General features: G+C 64.7%; 19 protein-coding genes. 3 read left to right on the top strand and 16 right to left on the bottom strand.

What is annotated here, in order from left to right:
• The first annotated feature begins 4 nt into the window (after positions 1-4).
• Positions 5-253, top strand: coding sequence for a hypothetical protein (locus tag ACSQ25_RS06780; protein ID WP_436104946.1), 249 nt, complete (start codon positions 5-7; stop codon positions 251-253).
• Between the two features lie 202 nt (positions 254-455).
• Entirely contained in the window at positions 456-689 is a 234-nt protein-coding gene (locus ACSQ25_RS06775) for a hypothetical protein (RefSeq protein ID WP_436104945.1), read from the top strand.
• 25 nt (positions 690-714) lie between these two features.
• On the opposite strand, the gene pulA is transcribed toward ACSQ25_RS06775, so the two are convergent.
• From pulA to rpsF, 9 genes are all read right to left on the bottom strand, one after another.
• Complete coding sequence (gene pulA / locus ACSQ25_RS06770) at positions 715-3,774, bottom strand: pullulanase-type alpha-1,6-glucosidase (RefSeq protein ID WP_436104944.1); 3,060 nt, start codon at positions 3,772-3,774, stop codon at positions 715-717.
• 192 nt (positions 3,775-3,966) lie between these two features.
• A complete protein-coding gene (locus ACSQ25_RS06765) occupies positions 3,967-6,696 on the bottom strand; it encodes a bifunctional diguanylate cyclase/phosphodiesterase (protein WP_436104943.1) in 2,730 nt (909 codons plus the stop codon).
• 121 nt (positions 6,697-6,817) lie between these two features.
• Positions 6,818-7,828, bottom strand: coding sequence for an anion permease (locus ACSQ25_RS06760; RefSeq protein ID WP_436104942.1), 1,011 nt, complete (start codon positions 7,826-7,828; stop codon positions 6,818-6,820).
• 24 nt (positions 7,829-7,852) lie between these two features.
• Entirely contained in the window at positions 7,853-8,479 is a 627-nt protein-coding gene (locus tag ACSQ25_RS06755; protein WP_436104941.1) for a DUF47 domain-containing protein, read from the bottom strand.
• An 85-nt stretch (positions 8,480-8,564) separates the two neighbouring features.
• Positions 8,565-9,950 carry a replicative DNA helicase gene (locus ACSQ25_RS06750; RefSeq protein WP_436104940.1) on the bottom strand — a complete coding sequence of 462 codons (1,386 nt, stop codon included), beginning with the start codon at positions 9,948-9,950 and terminating at the stop codon, positions 8,565-8,567.
• A gap of 116 nt (positions 9,951-10,066) precedes the next feature.
• Entirely contained in the window at positions 10,067-10,519 is a 453-nt protein-coding gene (gene rplI, locus ACSQ25_RS06745) for a 50S ribosomal protein L9 (protein ID WP_436104939.1), read from the bottom strand.
• A gap of 39 nt (positions 10,520-10,558) precedes the next feature.
• Positions 10,559-10,849, bottom strand: a complete 291-nt coding sequence (gene rpsR / locus ACSQ25_RS06740; RefSeq protein WP_056332995.1) for a 30S ribosomal protein S18 — start codon at positions 10,847-10,849, stop codon at positions 10,559-10,561.
• A gap of 36 nt (positions 10,850-10,885) precedes the next feature.
• Positions 10,886-11,176: a primosomal replication protein N gene (gene priB, locus ACSQ25_RS06735; protein WP_436104938.1), complete on the bottom strand. Its 291-nt coding sequence runs from the start codon at positions 11,174-11,176 to the stop codon at positions 10,886-10,888.
• Between the two features lie 28 nt (positions 11,177-11,204).
• Positions 11,205-11,597 carry a 30S ribosomal protein S6 gene (rpsF, locus tag ACSQ25_RS06730; RefSeq protein ID WP_005666068.1) on the bottom strand — a complete coding sequence of 131 codons (393 nt, stop codon included), beginning with the start codon at positions 11,595-11,597 and terminating at the stop codon, positions 11,205-11,207.
• Positions 11,598-11,811: 214 nt separating this feature from the next.
• Here rpsF and lexA point away from each other — a divergent pair, with 214 nt between their 5' ends.
• Positions 11,812-12,444 (top strand): transcriptional repressor LexA, encoded by a 633-nt coding sequence (gene lexA, locus ACSQ25_RS06725; RefSeq protein ID WP_436104937.1) that lies wholly within the window; start codon positions 11,812-11,814, stop codon positions 12,442-12,444.
• A gap of 51 nt (positions 12,445-12,495) precedes the next feature.
• Here the strand turns inward: lexA and ACSQ25_RS06720 are convergent, their stop codons facing one another.
• From ACSQ25_RS06720 to accD, 7 genes are all read right to left on the bottom strand, one after another.
• Positions 12,496-13,230: a tetratricopeptide repeat protein gene (locus ACSQ25_RS06720; RefSeq protein WP_436104936.1), complete on the bottom strand. Its 735-nt coding sequence runs from the start codon at positions 13,228-13,230 to the stop codon at positions 12,496-12,498.
• 99 nt (positions 13,231-13,329) lie between these two features.
• On the bottom strand, positions 13,330-14,568 hold the full coding sequence (locus ACSQ25_RS06715; protein ID WP_436104935.1) for a cystathionine gamma-synthase family protein: 1,239 nt from the start codon (positions 14,566-14,568) through the stop codon (positions 13,330-13,332).
• A gap of 8 nt (positions 14,569-14,576) precedes the next feature.
• Complete coding sequence (purF, locus tag ACSQ25_RS06710; RefSeq protein ID WP_436104934.1) at positions 14,577-16,100, bottom strand: amidophosphoribosyltransferase; 1,524 nt, start codon at positions 16,098-16,100, stop codon at positions 14,577-14,579.
• 37 nt (positions 16,101-16,137) lie between these two features.
• The gene (locus ACSQ25_RS06705) at positions 16,138-16,626 is read right to left on the bottom strand and encodes a CvpA family protein (RefSeq protein ID WP_436104933.1); all 489 of its coding nucleotides are present in this window, start codon (positions 16,624-16,626) and stop codon (positions 16,138-16,140) included.
• A gap of 16 nt (positions 16,627-16,642) precedes the next feature.
• Positions 16,643-17,542, bottom strand: coding sequence for an SPOR domain-containing protein (locus ACSQ25_RS06700; protein ID WP_436104932.1), 900 nt, complete (start codon positions 17,540-17,542; stop codon positions 16,643-16,645).
• Between the two features lie 12 nt (positions 17,543-17,554).
• The gene (gene folC / locus ACSQ25_RS06695; RefSeq protein WP_436104931.1) at positions 17,555-18,853 is read right to left on the bottom strand and encodes a bifunctional tetrahydrofolate synthase/dihydrofolate synthase; all 1,299 of its coding nucleotides are present in this window, start codon (positions 18,851-18,853) and stop codon (positions 17,555-17,557) included.
• A gap of 83 nt (positions 18,854-18,936) precedes the next feature.
• On the bottom strand, positions 18,937-19,809 hold the full coding sequence (gene accD, locus ACSQ25_RS06690; RefSeq protein ID WP_436104930.1) for an acetyl-CoA carboxylase, carboxyltransferase subunit beta: 873 nt from the start codon (positions 19,807-19,809) through the stop codon (positions 18,937-18,939).
• Between the last annotated feature and the right edge of the window lie 143 nt (positions 19,810-19,952).

The raw sequence follows: 19,952 nt of genomic DNA, 5'->3' as shown, positions 1-19,952 counted from the left end.
GTCGATGAAGTACCTGCCGCTTGTTACAGCCCTTGGCCTTGGTTTCGGTCTTGCCGGCTGCGCCACCGAAACCCCGACGACCGGCGAAAAGCTCGTCCGCGAGGAAGCCTACGCTCCGGTCGGCACCTTCATCCCACGCAAGAACGGCACCGGCCTGGGGGCTGCGCCGCTTACTGCCGTCGACAAGACCGAGGTCGAGAACGCGCGCGCCATGCAGTCCAACGGAGTCGCAGGGATGCCCTCGGCCCGCTGACCCTGTCGCTCCATCGATCGAGCAAACGCCAGGAAGCGCAGGCGCACCCGGCTTTTTGCGTCCGGCCTTCACCCACCGAGGGTAATCCTTGCCAGGGCATTGTCAGAACGGTTTTTTGGTTCGATGTGAATTTACAATGGTTTATGTCCAGCAAAACCGCCGTACAACGCAACAAGCACGAATCCCGAAGGAGTTTCACGAAATGAAGAAATATCTCATGGCGGCGATGGCGTCCACCCTGCTGGGCGGCTGCGCCTACTACTACCCTTCCGGCGGCGACAGCCTGGCCCAGGAAGGCCGCTATGTCCCGACCGGCAGCAACATCCCGCGCAAGAAGGGCGACGGCACGGCCGTGGTCAGTACCATGAGCGCGGTCGAACTCGAGAGCGCGCGCATGGATCCGGGCAAGGGACCCGAACTGCCACCAGGGCAGTAAGCACTGCCCTGGTCGTTTTCGCCGCTCAGTCCTCGTCGCCGCCCTCGCCCTGCTCGACGAATACCGCCGTGGTGCGGGCGGGGATCGTGAAGCTGCCGCCCGCCTCGCTGTAGCTGGACGTCTTCACCACCGGGTCATCCGACTTCCGCTGCAGCTTGTGCTGCTTCAGCTTCAGGCCCTTCAGCTCGGGAATGGCGATGCTCTTCGCCTCCTTGTCCACGTTGAACAGCACCACCACGCTGCGGTACTGCGCGTCCGGATAGCGGCGCGGCGACTCGCCGTCGATGCGCATCACCACCAGGCCCGGCAACTGGTCCGGACCGGTGTTGTGGAACTTCAGGCGATCGATCACGTCCTGGGCCGACCGCAGGCGGAACAGGCTGCTGTCATTGCGGATCGCCAGCAGCTCCTCGAACGCCGACCGGGCCGACAGGATCGCGCGGCTGTCGGGCTTGATCAGCGGATTTTCCAGCACCGGCGTCATCAGCCCCCAGTTGTCGCGGTTCTTGTCGCTTGATGGCAGGCCCACAGCGAAGTTGTTCGACGCGTAGCTGTAGTCCAGGCGGTTGAACCAGTCGCCCGCGTTATAGCTGTCGCGGTCGAGCGACTTGGAGCGCAGCAGCTCCTGTCCCGCATGGATGAAGGGGATGCCCTGCGACAGCAGCACGATGGCCGCGCCCAGGTTCTGCACCCGCACCCGGTCCGCCAGGCTGGTCGACTGCGGCAGGCGGAAGGCGTTGATGTCGAACAGGGTCTGGTTGTCGTGCTTCTCGACGTAATTGATGGTCTCCGTCGGGCTGGCGGTGTAGCCGGCGCGCTGGCCGAAGTAATCGATGTCCGCGTTGCTGCGCAGCGAACCGAAACGATCGGTAAAGCGGTAGTCGCGCAGGGTGCCGGACAGGCCCACGCGCACCAGGTCGGCCAGGCGCAGCGCATCGTCGCGCGACTGCTTCGCCAGGTGGTTCGGGTCGTACCACACGCCGTTGATGAATCCCTGCTGGCTCACCAGGTTCTCGCCGCCGTCGCAGCAGCCGCCGCCGCGCACGGTGTCGCGCAAGCGGTCGTTGAAGGAGCCGATGCCGGTGCCGAACAGGTTGGCCTGGCGCGCCGTCACGAAGCGCGCGTCGTTGCCGACCGCGCCGAAGTTCCAGCCTTCGCCGTACAGGTAGATCTCGCGGCCGGCGGCGCGGTTGACGCGGGCCTGCAGCTCCTTCATCACGCTGAGCGGCGCGAAGGACATGATGTCGAAGCGGAAGCTGTCGACCTTGTACTCGCTGGCCCACAGCGCCACCGAATCGGTCATCAGCTTGGCCATCATGGTGTGCTCGGCGGCGGTGTCGGCGCAGCAGCTGTCGTTCAGGTTGGCGCCCTTGTCGTTCAGGCGGTAGTAGTAGGTCGGCACGATCTTGTCGAGGGTCGACAGGGGTCCCTGCTGCGAGGCGCTGGTGTGGTTGTAGACCACGTCCATGGTCACCCGCAGGCCGGTTTCGTGCAGCGCCTGCACCATCGCGCGGAATTCGCGCACGCGCGCGGCGCCGTCGTTGGCGTTCGAGGCATAGCTGCCTTCCGGCGCATTGTAGTGGACCGGGTCATAGCCCCAGTTGAAGCAGTCGGCGTCGCGCACCGCATCGATCGCGGCCTGCTGTTCGCTCGACGCCGGTCCCGCATCCGGAATGACCGGGCTGACGCAGCCGGCTTCGTTGACGCTGGCGATGTCGAACACCGGCAGCAGGTGGACGTGGGTGAGGCCGGCCTTTTCCAGCGATTTCAGGTGGCGCATGCCGCGCGACTCGCCTTCGGTAAAGGCCATGTACTTGCCGCGGCGCGCCGCCGGCACCGAGTCGTCGCTCACGGAGAAATCGCGCACGTGCAGCTCGTACAGCGAGATGTCGGCCGGATGCGCGAGCTTCGGGATGCGGTGGCTGTCCCAGCCGCGCGGCTTGAGCTCGGAGCTGGCCAGGTCGGCGATGAAGCTGCGCGCGCTGTTGGCGTTCAGGCTCACCGAGTAGGGGTCGGTCACGGTGTTCGTCACCAGCGTGTTGTTCGCCCAGCGCGACAGCACCTTGACGGTGTAGGTGTAATAGGCGCGGTTGGTCCAGCCGGCGCTTGGCGCGGTGAGACTCCACACGCCGGTGGCGGGGTCGAAGCGCATCGGCAGCTGGGCATTCGCGGGCGCATTCGCATCCGGATAGATGTCGAGCGCCACCGATTTCGCGGTCGGGGCCCAGATCCGGAAGGTCGGCACCCCGGCGCTGTCGAACGTGACGCCCAGCCTGGCGTTGGCCGCACGTTCGCCGAAGACTTCGTCGAGCATGCCCGCGCTCTGCAGCGAAGTGACTTGCACCAGCTTGCCGGCGCCGTCGAACTGGGCGATGGCGAACTGCGCGCTGGCGAGCGCGGGCAGCCTGGCGGCATCCGCGGAGGACAAGGCCAGTCCGGTGGCCCCGGCCAGGTGCGGGAATTTCGCGCGCACGGCCTCCGGCAGCGGCGCCAGGCGCAGGTCCATGCTGCCGTCCGCTCCGGTCACGCCGGCCGCGCCCGAACCGAGCCCGCCGTTGGCTGCGTAGTACAGCTTGTAGCTGCCCGCCGCCGGCACGCCTGGCCAGGCCAGGGTTTGCGCTCCCAGCCAGTGGGCGCTGGCTTGCCCCAGGTTGCCGTAGCTGAGCGCTGGCGGCGCCGTGTAAATGCTGCAATCGCCCTCGAGCAGCCAGATCTCGTGGCCCTTGCTCGCCACGTCCGCGGGCAGCGGCGCGCCCTGGTCGGCGCCGCAATTCTTGGTGCCGGTGCCGTCAGTGACGAGGAACCACAGCGCGGTCTTGCCGGCGGCCAGCGGGATGTCGACATAGCCACCGAAGGCGTCAAGCCCGGTGAACATGAAGCGGTCGGTGATCCAGGCCGAGCTTGGATTGGCCGGGCCGTCCCAGGAATACACGCCCCACTGGGCGACGTCATTCTGGGTACGGCGGAAGTGGATGCGGATGCTGCCCGGCGCGACAGCCGCGGCGGCCGTGGCGCTCGGCTGCTGGGCGAAGGCAGTCGCCGCAGGCAGGCTGCCGCCGGCAAGCAGCGCCAGCAGGCCGCCCATACTCGCCAAGCACCGCAGCCGTGAAGTCAAACTACTTCTATTGCGCATGTTGTCCCCTTTGTCATTGTTTTTAAACGCCGATTACCCGGGCAGCGGAGCCGCAGGCTGCAGCAGTGGCGGGCGCCACTGTGTAATATTACTACCAGCGTTAGCAAAAATGTAAAGGAACAAGCACAAGTGTAGCGTCTGCGCTCAGGACGCCGGCCATGCCGCCCAGGCCTCGGCGGGCGCGCGGTACTTTTCCGCGGGCACCGGGCGCGAGAAGAAATAGCCCTGCCCTTCGTCGCAGCCAAGGGTCTGGAGCAACTGCATCTGCTGGCGGCTTTCGATGCCCTCGGCCACCACCCGCATGCCCAGTGCATGCGCCATCGCGATCATCGAGGCGATCAGGGTGTCGCCCTCCGGGTGTTCGATCCGCAGCACGAAGGCGCGGTCGATCTTGAGCACGTCGAAACGCATCCGCTGCAGCTGGGACAGCGAGGAATAGCCGGTGCCGAAGTCGTCGATGCACAGCTTGATGCCGAGCGCGCGCAGCTGGCTGAATACGGCGGACTCGCCGATCCCCTCCTGCATCATCGACGATTCGGTCACCTCGATTTCCAGCAGCGAGGGGGGGATGCCATGACGCGCGATCGCACTGCGGAACTGCATCATGACGTCGGACTGGCTGAACTGGCGCGGCGAGATGTTGACCGAGACCGGCACCAGGGGCGTGCCGTCGCGCGTCCAGCAGGCCAGCTGGCGGCAGACGCTGTCGATGACCTGCTCGCCGAGCCGGACGATCAGCCCGGTCTCTTCCAGCAGCGGGATGAAGCGGTCCGGCCCGGTCAATCCCTTGCCCGGGCGCTCCCAGCGCACCAGCGCTTCCATGCTCGAGGCGGTGCCGGTGACCAGGTCGACGCGCGGCTGGTAGTGCACCACGAACTGCTGCTCGTCGAGCGCCAGCCGCAATTCCACCTCGGTCTCGAGTCGGGTGCGGATGGCCTCGAAGAAGCGCGACTGGAAGAAGCAGAAGTTGCCCTTCCCTTCGGTCTTGACCGCGTACATGGCAATGTCGGCGTTCTTGAGCAGGGTCTGGGCATCTTCGCCATGCTCGGGAAACAGGCTGATGCCGATCGAGGCGCCGAGCACATGGGTGGCATGCTGCAGGTGGAAGCCGTCGCGGAAGGCCGCGAGCACGCGGTGGGCGACGTGTTCGACGTCCGCGAGGCCGCCGACCTGCTCCAGCACCACCACGAATTCGTCGCCGCCCAGCCGCACCACATGGTCGCGCGGCCGCATCGCGAGCTTCAGGCGCTTGGCGACGGTGCGCAGCAGCTCGTCGCCGGCCGCATGGCCGAGGGCGTCGTTGACGGTCTTGAAGCCGTCCAGGTCGATGAACAGCACCGCCAGTCCATGTCCTCCCGCGCGCGCCCGGGTGATCGCCTGCGGCAGGTAGCGCTGGATCCAGTAGCGGTTCGGCAGGCCGGTGAGCGCGTCCGAATTGCTCCTGCGCTCGAGCTCGGTCAGGTGCGCCTTCGACTCGCTGATGTCGCGGATCGTCACCGCCAGGTCGTTGCCGGCGCGCACCGCCTTGTAGCGGATCCAGCGTGCCTGCAGGGGCTGGTCGGGCGCCGCCGCCACCGGCAGCTCGCGGTCGTAGAGGCCGGTGTCGAGGGCCTGGCACAGCCGTTCGCAGGCCTTGCGGAACAGCTCGCCCTGGTAGAACTCGGACAGGCGGTGCCCGATCAGTTCCTCGGGACGCTTGCCGAACATGGCGGCCCCATGCTGGTTGCAGTCGACGATCGAGAAATCGCGCACCACGTCGTGCAGGTCGCGCAGGGGACGGTTGATGAAGAAACCCTCGCCCGCGTCCTCGGTTGCCAGGCGGTAGGTGGCGCGGATCGACTCGACCTGGAACTGGCGCCAGCGCAGGTGCACGTACAGCCCGGTCGCCGCCAGTGCGGCCAGCAGGAAGCCGGCGCTGTACAACCAGGCGCCGGTCAGCTGCGCTTCGCGGTGCACCCGGAAAGGCGCCATGGCCGTGAGCTCGTCGACCGCGACGATGCCGACCAGGTCCAAGTCGGGAAAGCGCCGCCAGGCGGCCACACGGGCGCGTCCATCGCCGAACCATTGCCTGCCGTCGAAGCGGGCTACGCCTTCCTCCCGCCCGGCGGGCATCGGCGCCAGCAGGAAAGGTGTCTTGTACGAATGGACGCTGGCGCCGTTGCGGCTGGCGAGGATGGCGCCATTGCCGCGCGTCACCGCCACGAAACCATGCTCGCGCAGGATGGGCTCGGCGTAGTGCTGGGTGAAAAAAGCCGGCAAGACGGTGATCAGGACGATGCCATCGAAGCCTCCTTCGGGCGACAGCAAGGGGCGCGAGAAGGCCACCACCTCGCGTCCGGTCAGCTGGCCGTCGAGCGGGCCGCTCAGGTAGAGCCGGTCGCCATCGGCACGCTGCTGCTCGAGGAAATACGGCTTGTCGCCGAAATACCTGCCGACCGCGGACGGATGCGTGCTGGTCGTCACGATCCCGTTGCGATCGATCAGGGCGACGGCAGACATGTACTGCTGGGAAAAAATTCCGGATTCCATGGTGCCGGCCAGGCTGCTGCGGTAGCCGGACGTGACCCAGTTGTGGCGCAGGAGCAGCAGCAGGCGGTCGGTCTCGGCGATCGAACGACGGGTGCGGATGACCAGGCTCTGCACATAGGCGTCGGCCTGCTGCTCGATCTCGGCCACGCGCTCACGCTGCTCATGCCCGATGTCGCGCAAGACGTAGCCCCACCACGCGGCCGCGGCGACCAGGGCGGCCACCGGCCAGACGAGCAGCATCGACACCCGCTGGCGCAGGAAGGCCAGGAAGGGACGCAGTGGGCCGATCGCCCCGAGAGCGTTCGAGGTTCTGGCCGGAATGGTCTCGTCGGTACGCGGATTCATTGGGCTCCGGCACGGCATGGACAGCGGCGGATTCAGTATAACCCGCGGAGACGGCGCGGCCGGTCCGCTACGGAGGCAAAAAAAAACCCGGCAATGCCGGGTTTCCAGAGAGCAGACGCTCTTACATGATGTGGGTGCCGATCCACCAGGCGATGGCGGCCATGAAGGCCGATGCCGGGATGGTAAAGATCCAGGCCCAGACGATGTTGCCGGCCACGCCCCAGCGCACCGCCGACATCTTCTGCGAGGCGCCCACGCCGACGATCGCGCCGGTGATGGTGTGGGTGGTCGAGACCGGGATGCCGAAGAAGCTGGCCATCAGCAGGGTCATGGCGCCGCCGGTCTCCGCGCAGAAGCCGCCCACGGGCTTGAGCTTGGTGATCTTCTGACCCATGGTCTTGACGATGCGCCAGCCGCCGAACAGGGTGCCGAAGGCGATCGCGGCGTAGCACGAGATGATGACCCAGGCCGGTGGCAGCGGATCGTTCGGGCTGGTGACGCCGGCGGCGATCAGCAGCATCCAGATGATGCCCATGGTCTTCTGGGCGTCGTTGCCGCCGTGGCCGAGCGAGTAGCCGGCCGCCGAGGCCAGCTGCAGGCGGCGGAACCAGACGTCCACCTTGCGCGGCGTCGACTTCACGAAGATCCACGAGACGATCAGCATGATGGTCGAGCCCAGGATGAAGCCCATCAGGGGAGCGACGACGATGAACACCACGGTCTTGATCAGGCCGGCGGAGATCAGCGCGCCGGTGCCCGACTTGGCCACCGCGGCGCCCACCAGGCCGCCGATCAGCGCGTGCGAGGACGAGGACGGGATGCCGTAGTACCAGGTGATGATGTTCCAGGTGATCGCCCCGACCAGCGCGCCGAAGATGACGTAATGGTCGACCACGTGCGGGTCGATGGTGCCCTTGCCGATGGTTTGCGCCACCTTCATGCTGACCACGAAGATCGCGATGAAGTTGAAGAAGGCCGCCATTGCCACCGCGTGGTGCGGCTTCAGCACGCCGGTCGATACCACGGTGGCGATCGAGTTCGCCGAATCGTGGAAGCCGTTCATGAAGTCGAACACCAGTGCCAGCAGCACCAGCATGCCCAGCACGTAAATGCTGATGTTAATAGTTTCCATGTTTATTCTTGTTGTGCGCGCTGATTACGCGTTCTCGACGATGATGCCTTCGACGATGTTCGCCACATCTTCGCAGCGGTCGGTGACGGTCTCGAGGATCTCGTAGATGGCCTTCATCTTGATCAGGTTGCGCACGTCCGGCTCGTCGCGGAACAGCTTGGACATGGCGGCGCGCATCACGTGGTCGGCGTCCGACTCGAAGCGGTCGATCTCTTCGCAGATGGCGACGATCTTCTGGGCGTTGCCCATGTCGTGCAGCAGGCCGACGGCTTCCTGGACCTTCTTGCAGGCCGACAGGCACAGCTCGGCCAGGCGCGCGGCTTCCGGGGTCACGGCGTGCAGGTCGTACAGCGAGACGGTCTGGGCCGCGTCTTCCATCATGTCGAGGATGTCGTCCATGCGGGTGATCAGCTTGTGGATGTCGTCACGGTCGAGCGGGGTGATGAAGGTCTTGTGCAGCAGATCGACGCATTCGTAGGTGATCTTGTCCGCCTGCTTCTCGATGCTCTCCACGGCGTGGGTGCGGTTTTCCAGGTCGTCGAAGTTGGTCATCAGGCCAACCATCTCCTGCGCGCCCTTCACGCACAGTGCGGCGTGCTGGTTGAACAGGTCAAAAAACTTGCCCTCCTGGGGCATCAGGCGTCCAAACATATTATTCTCCGTTGTGAATCTCTTGGGACTTCGAAACCGCTGCCACGGCTGGCAGCGGGGTGGTGAATCCGCGGCTTGCTGAAACTTAGTCGCCCTGGTAGACGCTCAGGTTGCCGCTGTAGTTACCGAACTTGGTATAGGAGCCGATCCAGGTAAGGCGAATCGCCCCGATCGGGCCGTTACGCTGCTTACCGATGATGATCTCGGCGGTTCCTTTATCGGGCGAGTCGGGATTGTAGACCTCGTCGCGATACAGGAAGATGATAACGTCCGCATCCTGTTCGATAGCGCCCGATTCGCGCAGGTCGGACATGACGGGACGTTTGTTGGGTCGCTGTTCCAGCGAGCGGTTCAGCTGGGACAGTGCGATGACGGGGCAATGCAGTTCCTTGGCCAGGCCCTTGAGCGAACGCGAGATCTCCGAGATCTCGGCCGCGCGGTTGTCGCCCGGCTGGCTGCCCTGCATCAGCTGCAGGTAGTCGACGATGATCAGGCCGAGCTTGCCGCACTGGCGCGCCAGGCGTCGTGCCCGCGCGCGCATCTCGATCGGGTTCAGCGCCGGGGTCTCGTCGATGTAGAGCTGGGCGTCATTCATTTTCTGAATGGCGTGCGTCAGGCGCGGCCAGTCTTCGTCGTTGAGGCGGCCGGTACGCAGGCGGTGCTGGTCGAGCTGGCCGACCGAGCCGAGCATACGCATGGCCAGCTGGGCGCCGCCCATCTCCATCGAGAACACGGCCACCGGCAGGCCGGCTTCGATCGCGACGTTCTCGCCGATGTTGACCGAGAACGCGGTCTTGCCCATCGACGGACGGCCGGCGACGATGACCAGGTCGCCCGGCTGCAGGCCCGAGGTCATGCGGTCGAGGTCGATGAAGCCGGTCGGCACGCCGGTGATCTCGCCCTGGTTTTCGCGCGAATACAGCTCGTCGATGCGCTCGACGACCTGGGTCAGCAGCGGCTGGATCGGGTTCCAGCCCTGCTGGCCGCGGGAACCGGTTTCGGCGATCGCAAAGATCTTCGACTCGGCCTCGTCCAGCATCTGCTTGACTTCCTTGCCCTGCGGGTTGAAGGCATTGCCCGAGATCTCGTCGGCCACGGTGATCAGCTTGCGCAGGATGCCGCGGTCGCGCACGATCTCGGCATAGCGGCGGATGTTGGCCGCCGACGGCGTGTTCTGCGCCATCGCGTTCAGGTACTGCAGGCCGCCCACTTCCTCGGCCTTGCCGAGGTTGTTGCAGGCCTCGTAGACCGTGATCACGTCGGCCGGCTTGCCGGCGTTGATCAGGCGGACCATCTGTTCGAAGATGATGCGGTGGTCGTAGCGGTAAAAATCGTCCGCGTTCATGAAGTCGGCAATGCGGTCCCACGCGGCATTGTCGCGCAGGAGACCGCCGATGACGGACTGCTCTGCTTCGATGGAATGCGGCGGGATGCGCAGGGAATCGACTTGCGGATCGGCTGGGGAATTCATGGCGGGCATTATACCTTTTCCGGTCACACGGCTGACATAATTGGCGAGAATTTCCGGCAATAAAAAAGCCGGGCGAACCCGGCTTTTTCATTTATACAACAAGTGCTTAGCTCAAATTAAGCAGCTTCGCCGACCACCGAGATGGTGATTTCGGAGACGACGTCGGTGTGCAGCGCGACGGCGACCGGGAATTCACCGGTGGTCTTCAGCGGGCCGGTCGGCAGGCGAACCTGCGACTTCTCGACCGGGAAGCCTTGCTTGCTCAGGGCTTCGGCGATGTCGAAGTTGGTGACCGAACCGAACAGACGGCCGTCCACGCCCGCCTTCTGGGCGATGGTGACGGTCATGCCGTTCAGCTTGTCGCCTTGTGCCTGGGCAGCGGCCAGCTTTTCGCCAGCTGCTTTTTCCAGTTCGGCGCGCTTGACTTCGAACTCGGCCACGGCGGCCTGGGTGGCGCGGCGTGCCATCTTTTGCGGGATCAGGAAGTTACGTGCGTAACCGTCCTTGACCTTGACGACGTCGCCCAGGTTGCCGACGTTAACAACTTTTTCCAAAAGGATAACTTGCATGTTCTTTTCTCCAGGATGTTCTGAACTGTACGACGCGAATTAGGCGTTGTGCAGGTCGGTGTACGGCAGCAGCGCGAGGTAACGTGCGCGCTTGATGGCGGTGTCGACCTGGCGCTGGTAGTGCGCCTTGGTGCCGGTCAGACGTGCCGGCATGATCTTGCCGTTTTCCTGGACGAAGTCCTTCAGGGTGTCGACGTCTTTGTAATCGACCTGTTCCACGTTTGCTGCGGTGAAGCGGCAGAACTTCTTGCGCTTGAACAGCGGGTTCTGCTGTTTGCGCTTGAGTTTTTCTTTAGCTTTGTTTTTGTCGAACTTTTTACCGAATGCCATTTCGAGGCTCCTGTATCTAATCTAAATTGCGCTGCGTTATGCAGCACTGAAATCAATGATGTGAAACACCAAGGCTTTGCTGTTGCGGTTTTTCCTGGCCAGGAATCCTTCGAAGCGGTAGGCGGCACCGAGTTCGGCGCTTTGCAGCCTGCCTGAAATCTCGCCCGCGCCGAGCGCAGGGATTTCAAACGCGACCTGCCTTGCCACTCCGGCCTCTACCTGTTGCGAATCGTGCATCAGGATCGCGCCCACGATAGGGACGCCGGCCGGGGTATAACGCAGTACGTCACGCTCCGCGATGGTCGCGATGAGCTGGAACTGGTTCACTGCGCTCTACGAATTCCCGAGAAAAAACTTAGGCAGCTGCGGCCGGGGCAGCGGCAGGAGCTGCTGCTTCTGCGCGGTGGCTCTTGGCTGCGTCTTCGCGCTGGACCGACTTCATCATCGGCGACGGTGCGGTTTCGGCCTTCTTCATCTTGACGGTCAGGTGACGCAGGACGGCATCGTTGAACTTGAATGCGGTTTCCAGCTCGACCAGGGTCTCGTTGTCGCACTCGATGTTCAGGCAGATGTAGTGGGCTTTCGGCAGCTTCTGGATCTGGTAAGCCATCTGGCGACGGCCCCAGTCTTCCACGCGATGGATGTTACCGCCGCGGCTGGTCACCGTGGTCTTGTAACGCTCGATCATCGCCGGGACTTGCTCGCTCTGGTCCGGGTGGACGATAAAAACGATTTCATAATGACGCATGCAACACTCCTTGAGGACGTTAAACAAATGCCCACCTCGGCGTCAAGACGAGTGTGGGAAGGGAAAGCCGGACATTATAGCCTGAAAAGTCGGCGGATGGGAACTGGACCGCATTGCACAATTTTTTTACACATTTCCCGTGTTTTCCCTTGCGCATCCGAGAATACTGTACAAAAATACAGTCTGCTCTTACAACCATTGCCGTAAAACACCCATGCTCAAGCTCACTGCAAGGCAAGAACAGATCCTGAACCTGATCAAGGAAGCGATCGAAAACACCGGCTTCCCGCCGACCCGCGCCGAAATCGCGGCCGAGCTGGGATTCAAGTCGGCCAATGCGGCCGAGGAACACCTGCAGGCGCTGGCGCGCAAGGGCGCGATCGAGATTTCGCCGGGCACCTCGCGCGGCATCCGCCTGATCGGCGCCTCGGTCGAGCAGGTGCCGATGGTCCCTGCGGCCCTGATGATGTCGCTGCCGCTGGTCGGCCGCGTGGCCGCCGGTTCGCCGATCCTGGCCCAGGAACACGTCGAAGCCACCTACTCCGTCGACGCCGCCATGTTCTCGGCGCGCCCCGACTTCCTGCTGAAGGTCAAAGGCTGGTCGATGCGCGACGCCGGCATCTGCGATGGCGACTTCCTGGCAGTCAAGAAGATCGACAGCGCCAAGAACGGCCAGATCGTCGTGGCCCGCCTGGGCGAGGAAGTGACCGTCAAGCGCTACCGCAAGACCGGCAACCTGGTCGAACTGCTGCCGGAAAACCCGGACTTCAAGGTCATCCAGGTAACTCCGGAAGACGAGTTCGCGCTGGAAGGCCTGGCCGTCGGCCTGATGCGCAGCTGGCACTGAGGCTTCCCATGAACGCTCTGGCGGCAAGCCGCCAAAGCGCTCAAGCGCGTCTTACTGGATCTTCTTGTCCGCCCAGTGCGAATCCTTCTTGGCGGACTTCACCATCTTGTTGTGCTCTTCCACATAGGCCTCGGTCGCCGAGCGCCATGCTGCAAAGTCCGCCAGCACCAGCTTCGAACTGACCTTCGCCTCCTCGCTCAGGTTTTCCTGCAGCTGCTTCAGGTAGGCCGTCGACTTCTCGGTCTCTTCCTTGTTCATCAGCTTGGCGATGTCCGCCGGAATGCGCTGGGTCAGCGGCATCGCGGCATTCAGCTTGGTGACGTACTTGTTGTAGCAATCCTGCCACGCCTGCACGGCCGCACCGATGCGGTCGATGTCCGCGTTGACCTTCGACATCGCCGGAATCCGCGGCGTCACGCAGCGGTATTCGCCCGACTTCAGGTCTTCGCCGTCATAGCCCTTGATCCAGTAGTCGATTTCCTTGCGGCGCTTGAGGCGCTGGTCCATCAGTTCCAGCGAGGCGATCGCGACCTTGTTGCCCTTGGCGGCGGCCTTCTTGAACAGCGCCTCGGCCTTCGGCTCGTCCACCTGCCCCGCTTCGCCGTACCAGTACATCTGGCCGAGCGCCTGCTGCGCCTCGGGATTGCCGGCATTCGCCAGCTTGGTATAGATCTTCAGCGCACCGGCGTAATCCTTCTTCGCGAACAGGGCATTGGCGTCTTCCAGCTCGCCGGCGAAGGCGGCGCCGCACAGCAGCAGGGATGCAAGGAACAGCTTGGTCTTCATGGGCAGATGTGGAATGAGGAAAGAAGCTTCATGATAGCGGCAACAGGCGGGCCTGCTCAACCGCTGAAACAAAACGGCAGCCTGTGGCTGCCGTTTTAATTATGCCTCGAGCGCCTGGCGGAAGTCCGCCAGCAGGTCGTCGGTGTCTTCGATGCCCACCGACACCCGGATCAGGGACTCGGCGATGCCCATGCTGGCGCGCCGCTCCGCTCCCATCTCGAAGAAGATCGTGTGCGCCACCGGAATCACCAGGGTGCGGGTGTCGCCCAGGTTGCTGGCCGGGATGCCGAGCTTGAGGCGGTTCAGGTAGTCGAAGCAGTCGATGTCCTCGCGCAGCTCGAAGCTCAACAGAGAACCACCCGCGCGGAACAGCTCTTTCGTGATGCCGTGCTGCGGGTGCGAGGCCAGGCCCGGATAATGGACTGCGGCTACACGCTCATCTGCTTCCAGCATCTGCGCCAGCGCCAGCGCGTTGGCGCTGGTGCGTTCCATGCGCAAGGCCAGCGTCTCGGCGCCGACCGCGATGTGGTGGGCCGCTTCCGGGCCGAGGGCCGCACCGAAGTCGCGCAGGGCCTTGGCGCGCAGCTGGGCCAGGCCCTGGTTGGCGGCCGGCTGCTTGCGGAAGTTCGCCGCGATATGCGGATAGGCGCTCCAGTCGAACAGGCCGGTATCGGTCAGGGCGCCGCCCAGCGCATTGCCGTGGCCGCCGATCGACTTGGTCAGCGAATTCACCACCAGGCCCGCGCCCACCGCCTTCGGGCGGAACAGGTAGGGCGTGGTCATGGTGTTGTCGACCACGTAGAGGATGCCGCGCTCACGGCACAGCTGGCCGATGCGCGCCAGGTCGGCGACCTGGGTGCGCGGATTGGCGATGGTCTCGACGAAGACCATGCGCGTGTCCGGCTTCAGAGCCGCTTCGACATTGGCGACATCGGTCGCGTCGACGAAATCGACGCCGACGCCCTGCCCCGCCACCGTCTGCCACAGGCTGTTGGTATTCCCAAACAGGAAGGAGGACGAGACGATGTGGTCGCCCGCGCGCAGCAAGGCCTGGAACAGCGCGCCGATGGCGCCCATGCCGGTGGCGAAGCACAGGGTGCCGACACCGTCTTCCATCTTGGTGATCTTGTCCTCGAGCGCGCTCACCGTCGGGTTGCCCTGGCGGCCGTAGCGGAATCCCGGCTCCTTGCCCTGGAAGACCGAGGCCAGCTGGCGCGCGTCGTTGTAGCCGAAGGCCACCGAGGTGTGCACCGGCTTGTGCAGCGAGCCCTGCTCGACCGTCTTGCGACGGTCGTTGTGCAGGATGGTGGTCGTGAAACCGTACTTCTGATCGCTCATTGCAGACCTTACTCCGCCGTCGCCGGGGTGTTGAGGTTCAGCTGGGTGCGCACCGGATCCTCGATCTGGTTCTGCTTCGGGTTATGGCGCGCCGTTTCCTGGCGGTCCAGGTATTCCGGGGTCACGTCGCCGGTGACGTACACGCCGTCGAAGCAGGAAGCCTCGAAGTTCTTCAGCGCCGGGTTGACGTCCGAAATGGCGCGCTTGAGCGCGTCCACGTCCTGGTAGACCAGGCGGTCGGCGGTGATCTCGGCGCAGACTTCCTCGACGGTGCGGCCGTGGGCGATCAGCTCGTCGCGGGTCGGCATGTCGATGCCGTACACGTTCGGGTACAGCACCGGCGGCGCGGCCGAGGCGAAGAACACCTTGCGGGCGCCGGCGTCACGCGCCATCTGCACGATCTCGCGGCTGGTGGTGCCGCGCACGATCGAGTCGTCGACCAGCAGCACGTTCTTGTCCTTGAACTCGGAGGCGATGGCGTTGAGCTTCTGGCGCACCGACTTCTTGCGCATGCCTTGCCCCGGCATGATGAAGGTGCGGCCAATGTAGCGGTTCTTGATGAAACCTTCGCGGTACTCGACGCCGAGTTTCAGGGCCAGCTGGATCGCGGCCGGGCGCGAGGAATCGGGGATCGGCATGACCACGTCGATCTCGCCTTCCGGGATCTCCTGGCGGATCTTGTCGGCCAGGTATTCGCCCATGCGCAGGCGGGTCGCGTACACCGAGGCGCCGTCGATCACCGAGTCCGGGCGCGCCAGGTAGACGAATTCGAAGGCGCATGGATTCAGCGACGGGTTCTCGGCGCACTGGCGCTCGTACAGCTTGCCGTCGTTGTCGATGAAGACCGCCTCGCCCGGCGCGATGTCGCGCACGAAGCGGAAGCCCAGGCCTTCCAGCGCCACCGATTCGCTCGCCACCAGGTATTCGGTGCCCTGCTCGGTTTCGTTGATGCCGAGGCACAGCGGACGGATGCCGAAGGGATCGCGGAAGGCCAGCATGCCGTGGCCGGCGATCTGGGACACCACCGCATAGGCGCCGCGCACGCGGCGATGCACGGCGGAAACCGCCTTGAAGACCGCGTCGGTGTCCAGCTTATAGCCGTCGGCCGCTTCCTGGATTTCGTGGGCCAGCACGTTCAGCAGCACTTCCGAATCGGAATCGGTGTTGATGTGGCGGCGGTCGTTGCGGAACAGCTCTTCCTTGAGCTCGGCCTGGTTGGTCAGGTTGCCGTTGTGGGCCAGGGTGATGCCGAAGGGGGCGTTGACGTAGAACGGTTGTGCCTCTTCCTCGCTCGACGAACCCGCGGTCGGGTAGCGGCAGTGGCCGATACCGGTGTTGCCCTGCAGCGAGCGCATGTTGCGCGTGCGGAACACGTCGCGTACCAGGCCGTTGGCCTTGTACATCGAGAACATGCTGCTGTGATTGGTTGCAATGCCCGCAGCATCCTGACCGCGATGCTGCAGCAGCAGCAAGGCATCATACAGAAGCTGGTTGACGGGATTGTTCGAGACGACGCCGACGATGCCACACATGGTGCGCTCCTAAAACTGGACTGCCTGATTACAAAAATTAAAACTTCACATGCTGCGCGAGCGCAGCGGGAAGAAACGGTTTCACGGTGCGCGCCCCGGTTTCCGCCATGGGCGAGAGCAGCGCGTTTCTCCAGAAATCCTGTTGCGGAATGGAAGTCATCCCACACAATATGACGGCGGCCAGCACGATTACAATGCCGCGCGCCAATCCAAACAATCCTCCCAGGCCGCGGTCCGCGAGGCTGAGGCCGGTGGCGGTGATCAGGGTGCCGATCGCCAGCGACAGCAAGCCCATCAGTATCCGCACGCCGAGGAACAGCACGATGAAGGCCAGGATGAGCCGCGCGCTCTCGCCCGGCAGCATATCCGGCAACATCGGCGCCAGCTGGGCGCCATAGGCATTCGCCACCACGAAGGCCACGACCCAGCCCAGCAGCGACAGGATCTCCTTCACCAGCCCGCGCAGGGTGGAAATGATGACCGACGATACCAGTACGAACAGGACCAGGTAATCGAAAATCGTCACGCCCGCGAGACCCTCATCACAGCGGCACCAGGCTGCCCGACAGGCCCATGGCGATCAGCTTCGAGCGGATCTTCTCGCCCTCTTCCTTGGTGTACGGCCCCACGCGCACGCGGATCAGCTCACCCGACTTCTCGGTGAACGAGGACACGCCGGCCGCGCGCAGGCGGCCCTGCAGTTCGTCGGCCTTCTGCTGGGTGGCCAGCGCCGCCACCTGCACCACGTATTTCTGCGACGGGCCGGCGGCCTGGACCACCGGCTTGCCCTGCAGGATGGCCAGGGCGCGCGCGGCCTCGTCCTGCGTCGGCTTGGCGGCCGGTTTTTCGATCTTCTTTACTTCGAGGTCGGCGACCTTCGGATGCGGCTCCGCTTCAGGCTTGCGCTTCGGTTCCGGCCTGAGCTCCACCTTGGGCTCCGGCTTGGGCTCGAGCTTCGGCTCGGCTTTCGGCACGGCCGGCTCGGTGCGCGCGGTGTCGAGCGTGCGCAGCGGCGGTGGATCGGCCGGCGGGGTCGCGACCATGGCCGGCTGCGCATCGGACGGCTCGACGATTTCCTCATCGCTGTCGACGGTGGCGGCGGCAGGCACCGGAAGCGCCGCGGCCTTGTCTTTCGACGGAATGTTGATGGCGATGTCGGCGCCGAGCGGCTTGGGCTCGGAGTCGAGCAGCATCGGCAGGCCGACCGCGGCCGCGAGGGCCAGCGCGATGGCGCCTACCAGGCGGCGGCGCGCGCGCTTCTTTTCGGGGAGGATCGGGTCGGCGCCGGCGCGGCCGCGCCCACGGCTTGCGCCCTCGCCGGCGTGGGAAGCGCGCTTGGTGCGGGCGCGCTCGCCATAGGCGGCATCGTCATCCTTGACGAAGTGGCCGCTGTCCCGGACAGTGTCTTGCTTGTTTTTGCTACCGAACGAGAACAAGCCCATGCGTTTCTAGAGTCAGTGAAGAGAGGATTTACGGGCCGCCATCACGCCGGCGACCGTGTAGAACGAGCCAAAGACCACAATTCTATCATTCTCCCCTGCCCGGCTCACGGCGTTTGCATAGGCCTCGGCCGGCGTGGCGAAAGCGGTGACCGAAAAATCGTCCGCTTTTGCACCCGCGGGCTGGAGCGCCGCCAGCTTTTCCGCGAGCTGTTCCGGCCGCGCGGAACGCGGCGACGGCAGCGCGGTGACGCACCAGTGATCGACAATGCCGCGCAGCGGGGCGATCACGGCCTCGATGTCCTTGTCTTCCATGATCCCGAATACCGCGTAGGTAAAGCGATGGAAGCCCATGTTGCCGAGGTTGTGCGCGAGGGCCGCGGCCGCATGCGGGTTGTGGGCCACGTCCAGCACCTGGGTCGGACGGCCCGGCAGCACCTGGAAGCGTCCCGGCAGCTCGACCATCGCCAGCCCCGCACGCACTTCCTGCGCGCCGCAGGGCAGCTGCATGCGCAGCACTTCGAGCGCGGCCAGCGCGGCCGAGGCATTCAGCAGCTGGTTGGCGCCGCGCAGCGCCGGGTAGGCGAGCGAGTTGCGGCGTTGCCCGCGTCCGCCATAGCTCCACTGCTGCTGGTCGCCCTGGTAGTTGAAGTCGCGGCCCAGCAGCCACAGGTCGGCGCCGATGGCTTCGGCGTGATCGATGAGCGATTGCGGCGGTACCGGGTCGCTGCAGATCGCAGGCTTCCCCGGGCGGAAGATGCCGGCTTTCTCGAAGCCGATCTTCTCGCGGGTGTCGCCCAGGTAATCGGTATGGTCGATGTCCACGCTGGTGACGATCGCCACGTCGGCATCGACCACGTTGACGGCATCCAGGCGCCCGCCCAGGCCGACCTCGAGGATCGCGACGTCGACGCCGGCCTGCGAGATCAGCTGCATGATCGCCAGCGTGGTGAACTCGAAGTAGGTCAGCGAGACCTCGCCGCGCACGCTTTCCACCGCATCGAATGCGGCGATGATCGCCTCATCGGAGGCCATCTCGCCGTTGATGCGGGCGCGCTCGTTGAAGTCGAGGAAGTGCGGCTTGATGTACAGGCCCACGCGGTAGCCGGACTGCAGCAGCATGGCTTCCAGCATCGCGCAGGTCGAGCCCTTGCCGTTGGTGCCGGCCACCATGATCACGGGGCAGCTGAAGGCGAGCCCCATGCGTTCCTTGACGGCGCGCACGCGGTCCAGGCCCATGTCGATGTGGGTTTCGGCATGGCGTGACTCGAGCAGCGCCAGCCAGTCGGGCAAGGTGGTCGGAAGAGTGGACATTGGAATGGACTTCGGTGAGAGCGCGCGGGGGCGCTGGTGCGGACGCCGGGGCATCCGCACCTTGGTCGAGGTTGAGCTGTGACTCAGGCCAGCGCGTCGGCGGCCTGGTTTTGCAGCAGCGCCAGCAGGCGGGCGATTTCTTCGCGCATCTTGCGACGGTCGACGATCATGTCGACAGCGCCCTTCTGCACCAGGAACTCGGCGCGCTGGAAGCCTTCCGGCAGCTTCTCGCGCACGGTGTTCTCGATCACGCGCGGACCGGCGAAGCCGATCAGGGCCTTCGGCTCGGCGATGACGACGTCGCCCATGAAGGCGAACGAAGCCGACACGCCGCCCATGGTCGGGTCGGTCAGCACGCTGATGAAGGGCAGCTTTTTCTCGGACAGCTTGGTCAGCATGGCGGTGGTCTTGGCCATCTGCATCAGCGACAGCAGGCCTTCCTGCATGCGGGCGCCGCCGGTGGCGGTGATGCAGATGAAGGGCACCTTCTGCTCCAGCGCCACCTGGGCGCCGCGGGCGAAGCGTTCGCCGACGACCGAGCCCATCGAGCCGCCCATGAATTCGAATTCGAAGCAGGCCACCACGACCGGCAGGCTCATGATCGAGCCGCCCTGCACGATGAGCGCATCGGTTTCGCCGGTGGCGTCCATGGCCTGCTTGAGGCGATCAGGGTACTTCTTGCTGTCCTTGAACTTCAGGGTATCGACCGGCAGGGCTTCCTGGCCGATCTCATAGCGGCCGCCCTCGTCGAGCAGCGCATCGAGGCGCTCGCGGGCGCGGATGCGCATGTGGTGATCGCACTTGGGGCACACGTGCAGATTCGATTCCAGGTCGGCACGGTACAGGACCGATTCGCACGACGGGCATTTGACCCACAGCCCTTCGGGCATGGTCTTGCGGTTGGCGGCATCGGAGCGCTGGATCCGTGGGGGCAGCAGTTTTTCTAGCCAACTCATCTTTTCTCCTTGCGGCAAGTCTTCGAAGTGGCGGTAGTGTAGCCGCAAGCGCCCCGCTTGTCGAATCGTGTCACCCTGCCAATTATCATTCCTTCAACTCCGCCCCATTAGAAAAAGGGACGCTCCGATGAGCGTCCCCGAGC

It is taken from the genome of Massilia sp. LjRoot122, from assembly GCF_964252725.1.
Classification (GTDB): Bacteria; Pseudomonadota; Gammaproteobacteria; order Burkholderiales; family Burkholderiaceae_D; genus Telluria.
The sequence above is the reverse complement of the archived record's forward strand: the minus strand, read 5'-3'. Positions and strand labels throughout refer to the sequence as shown.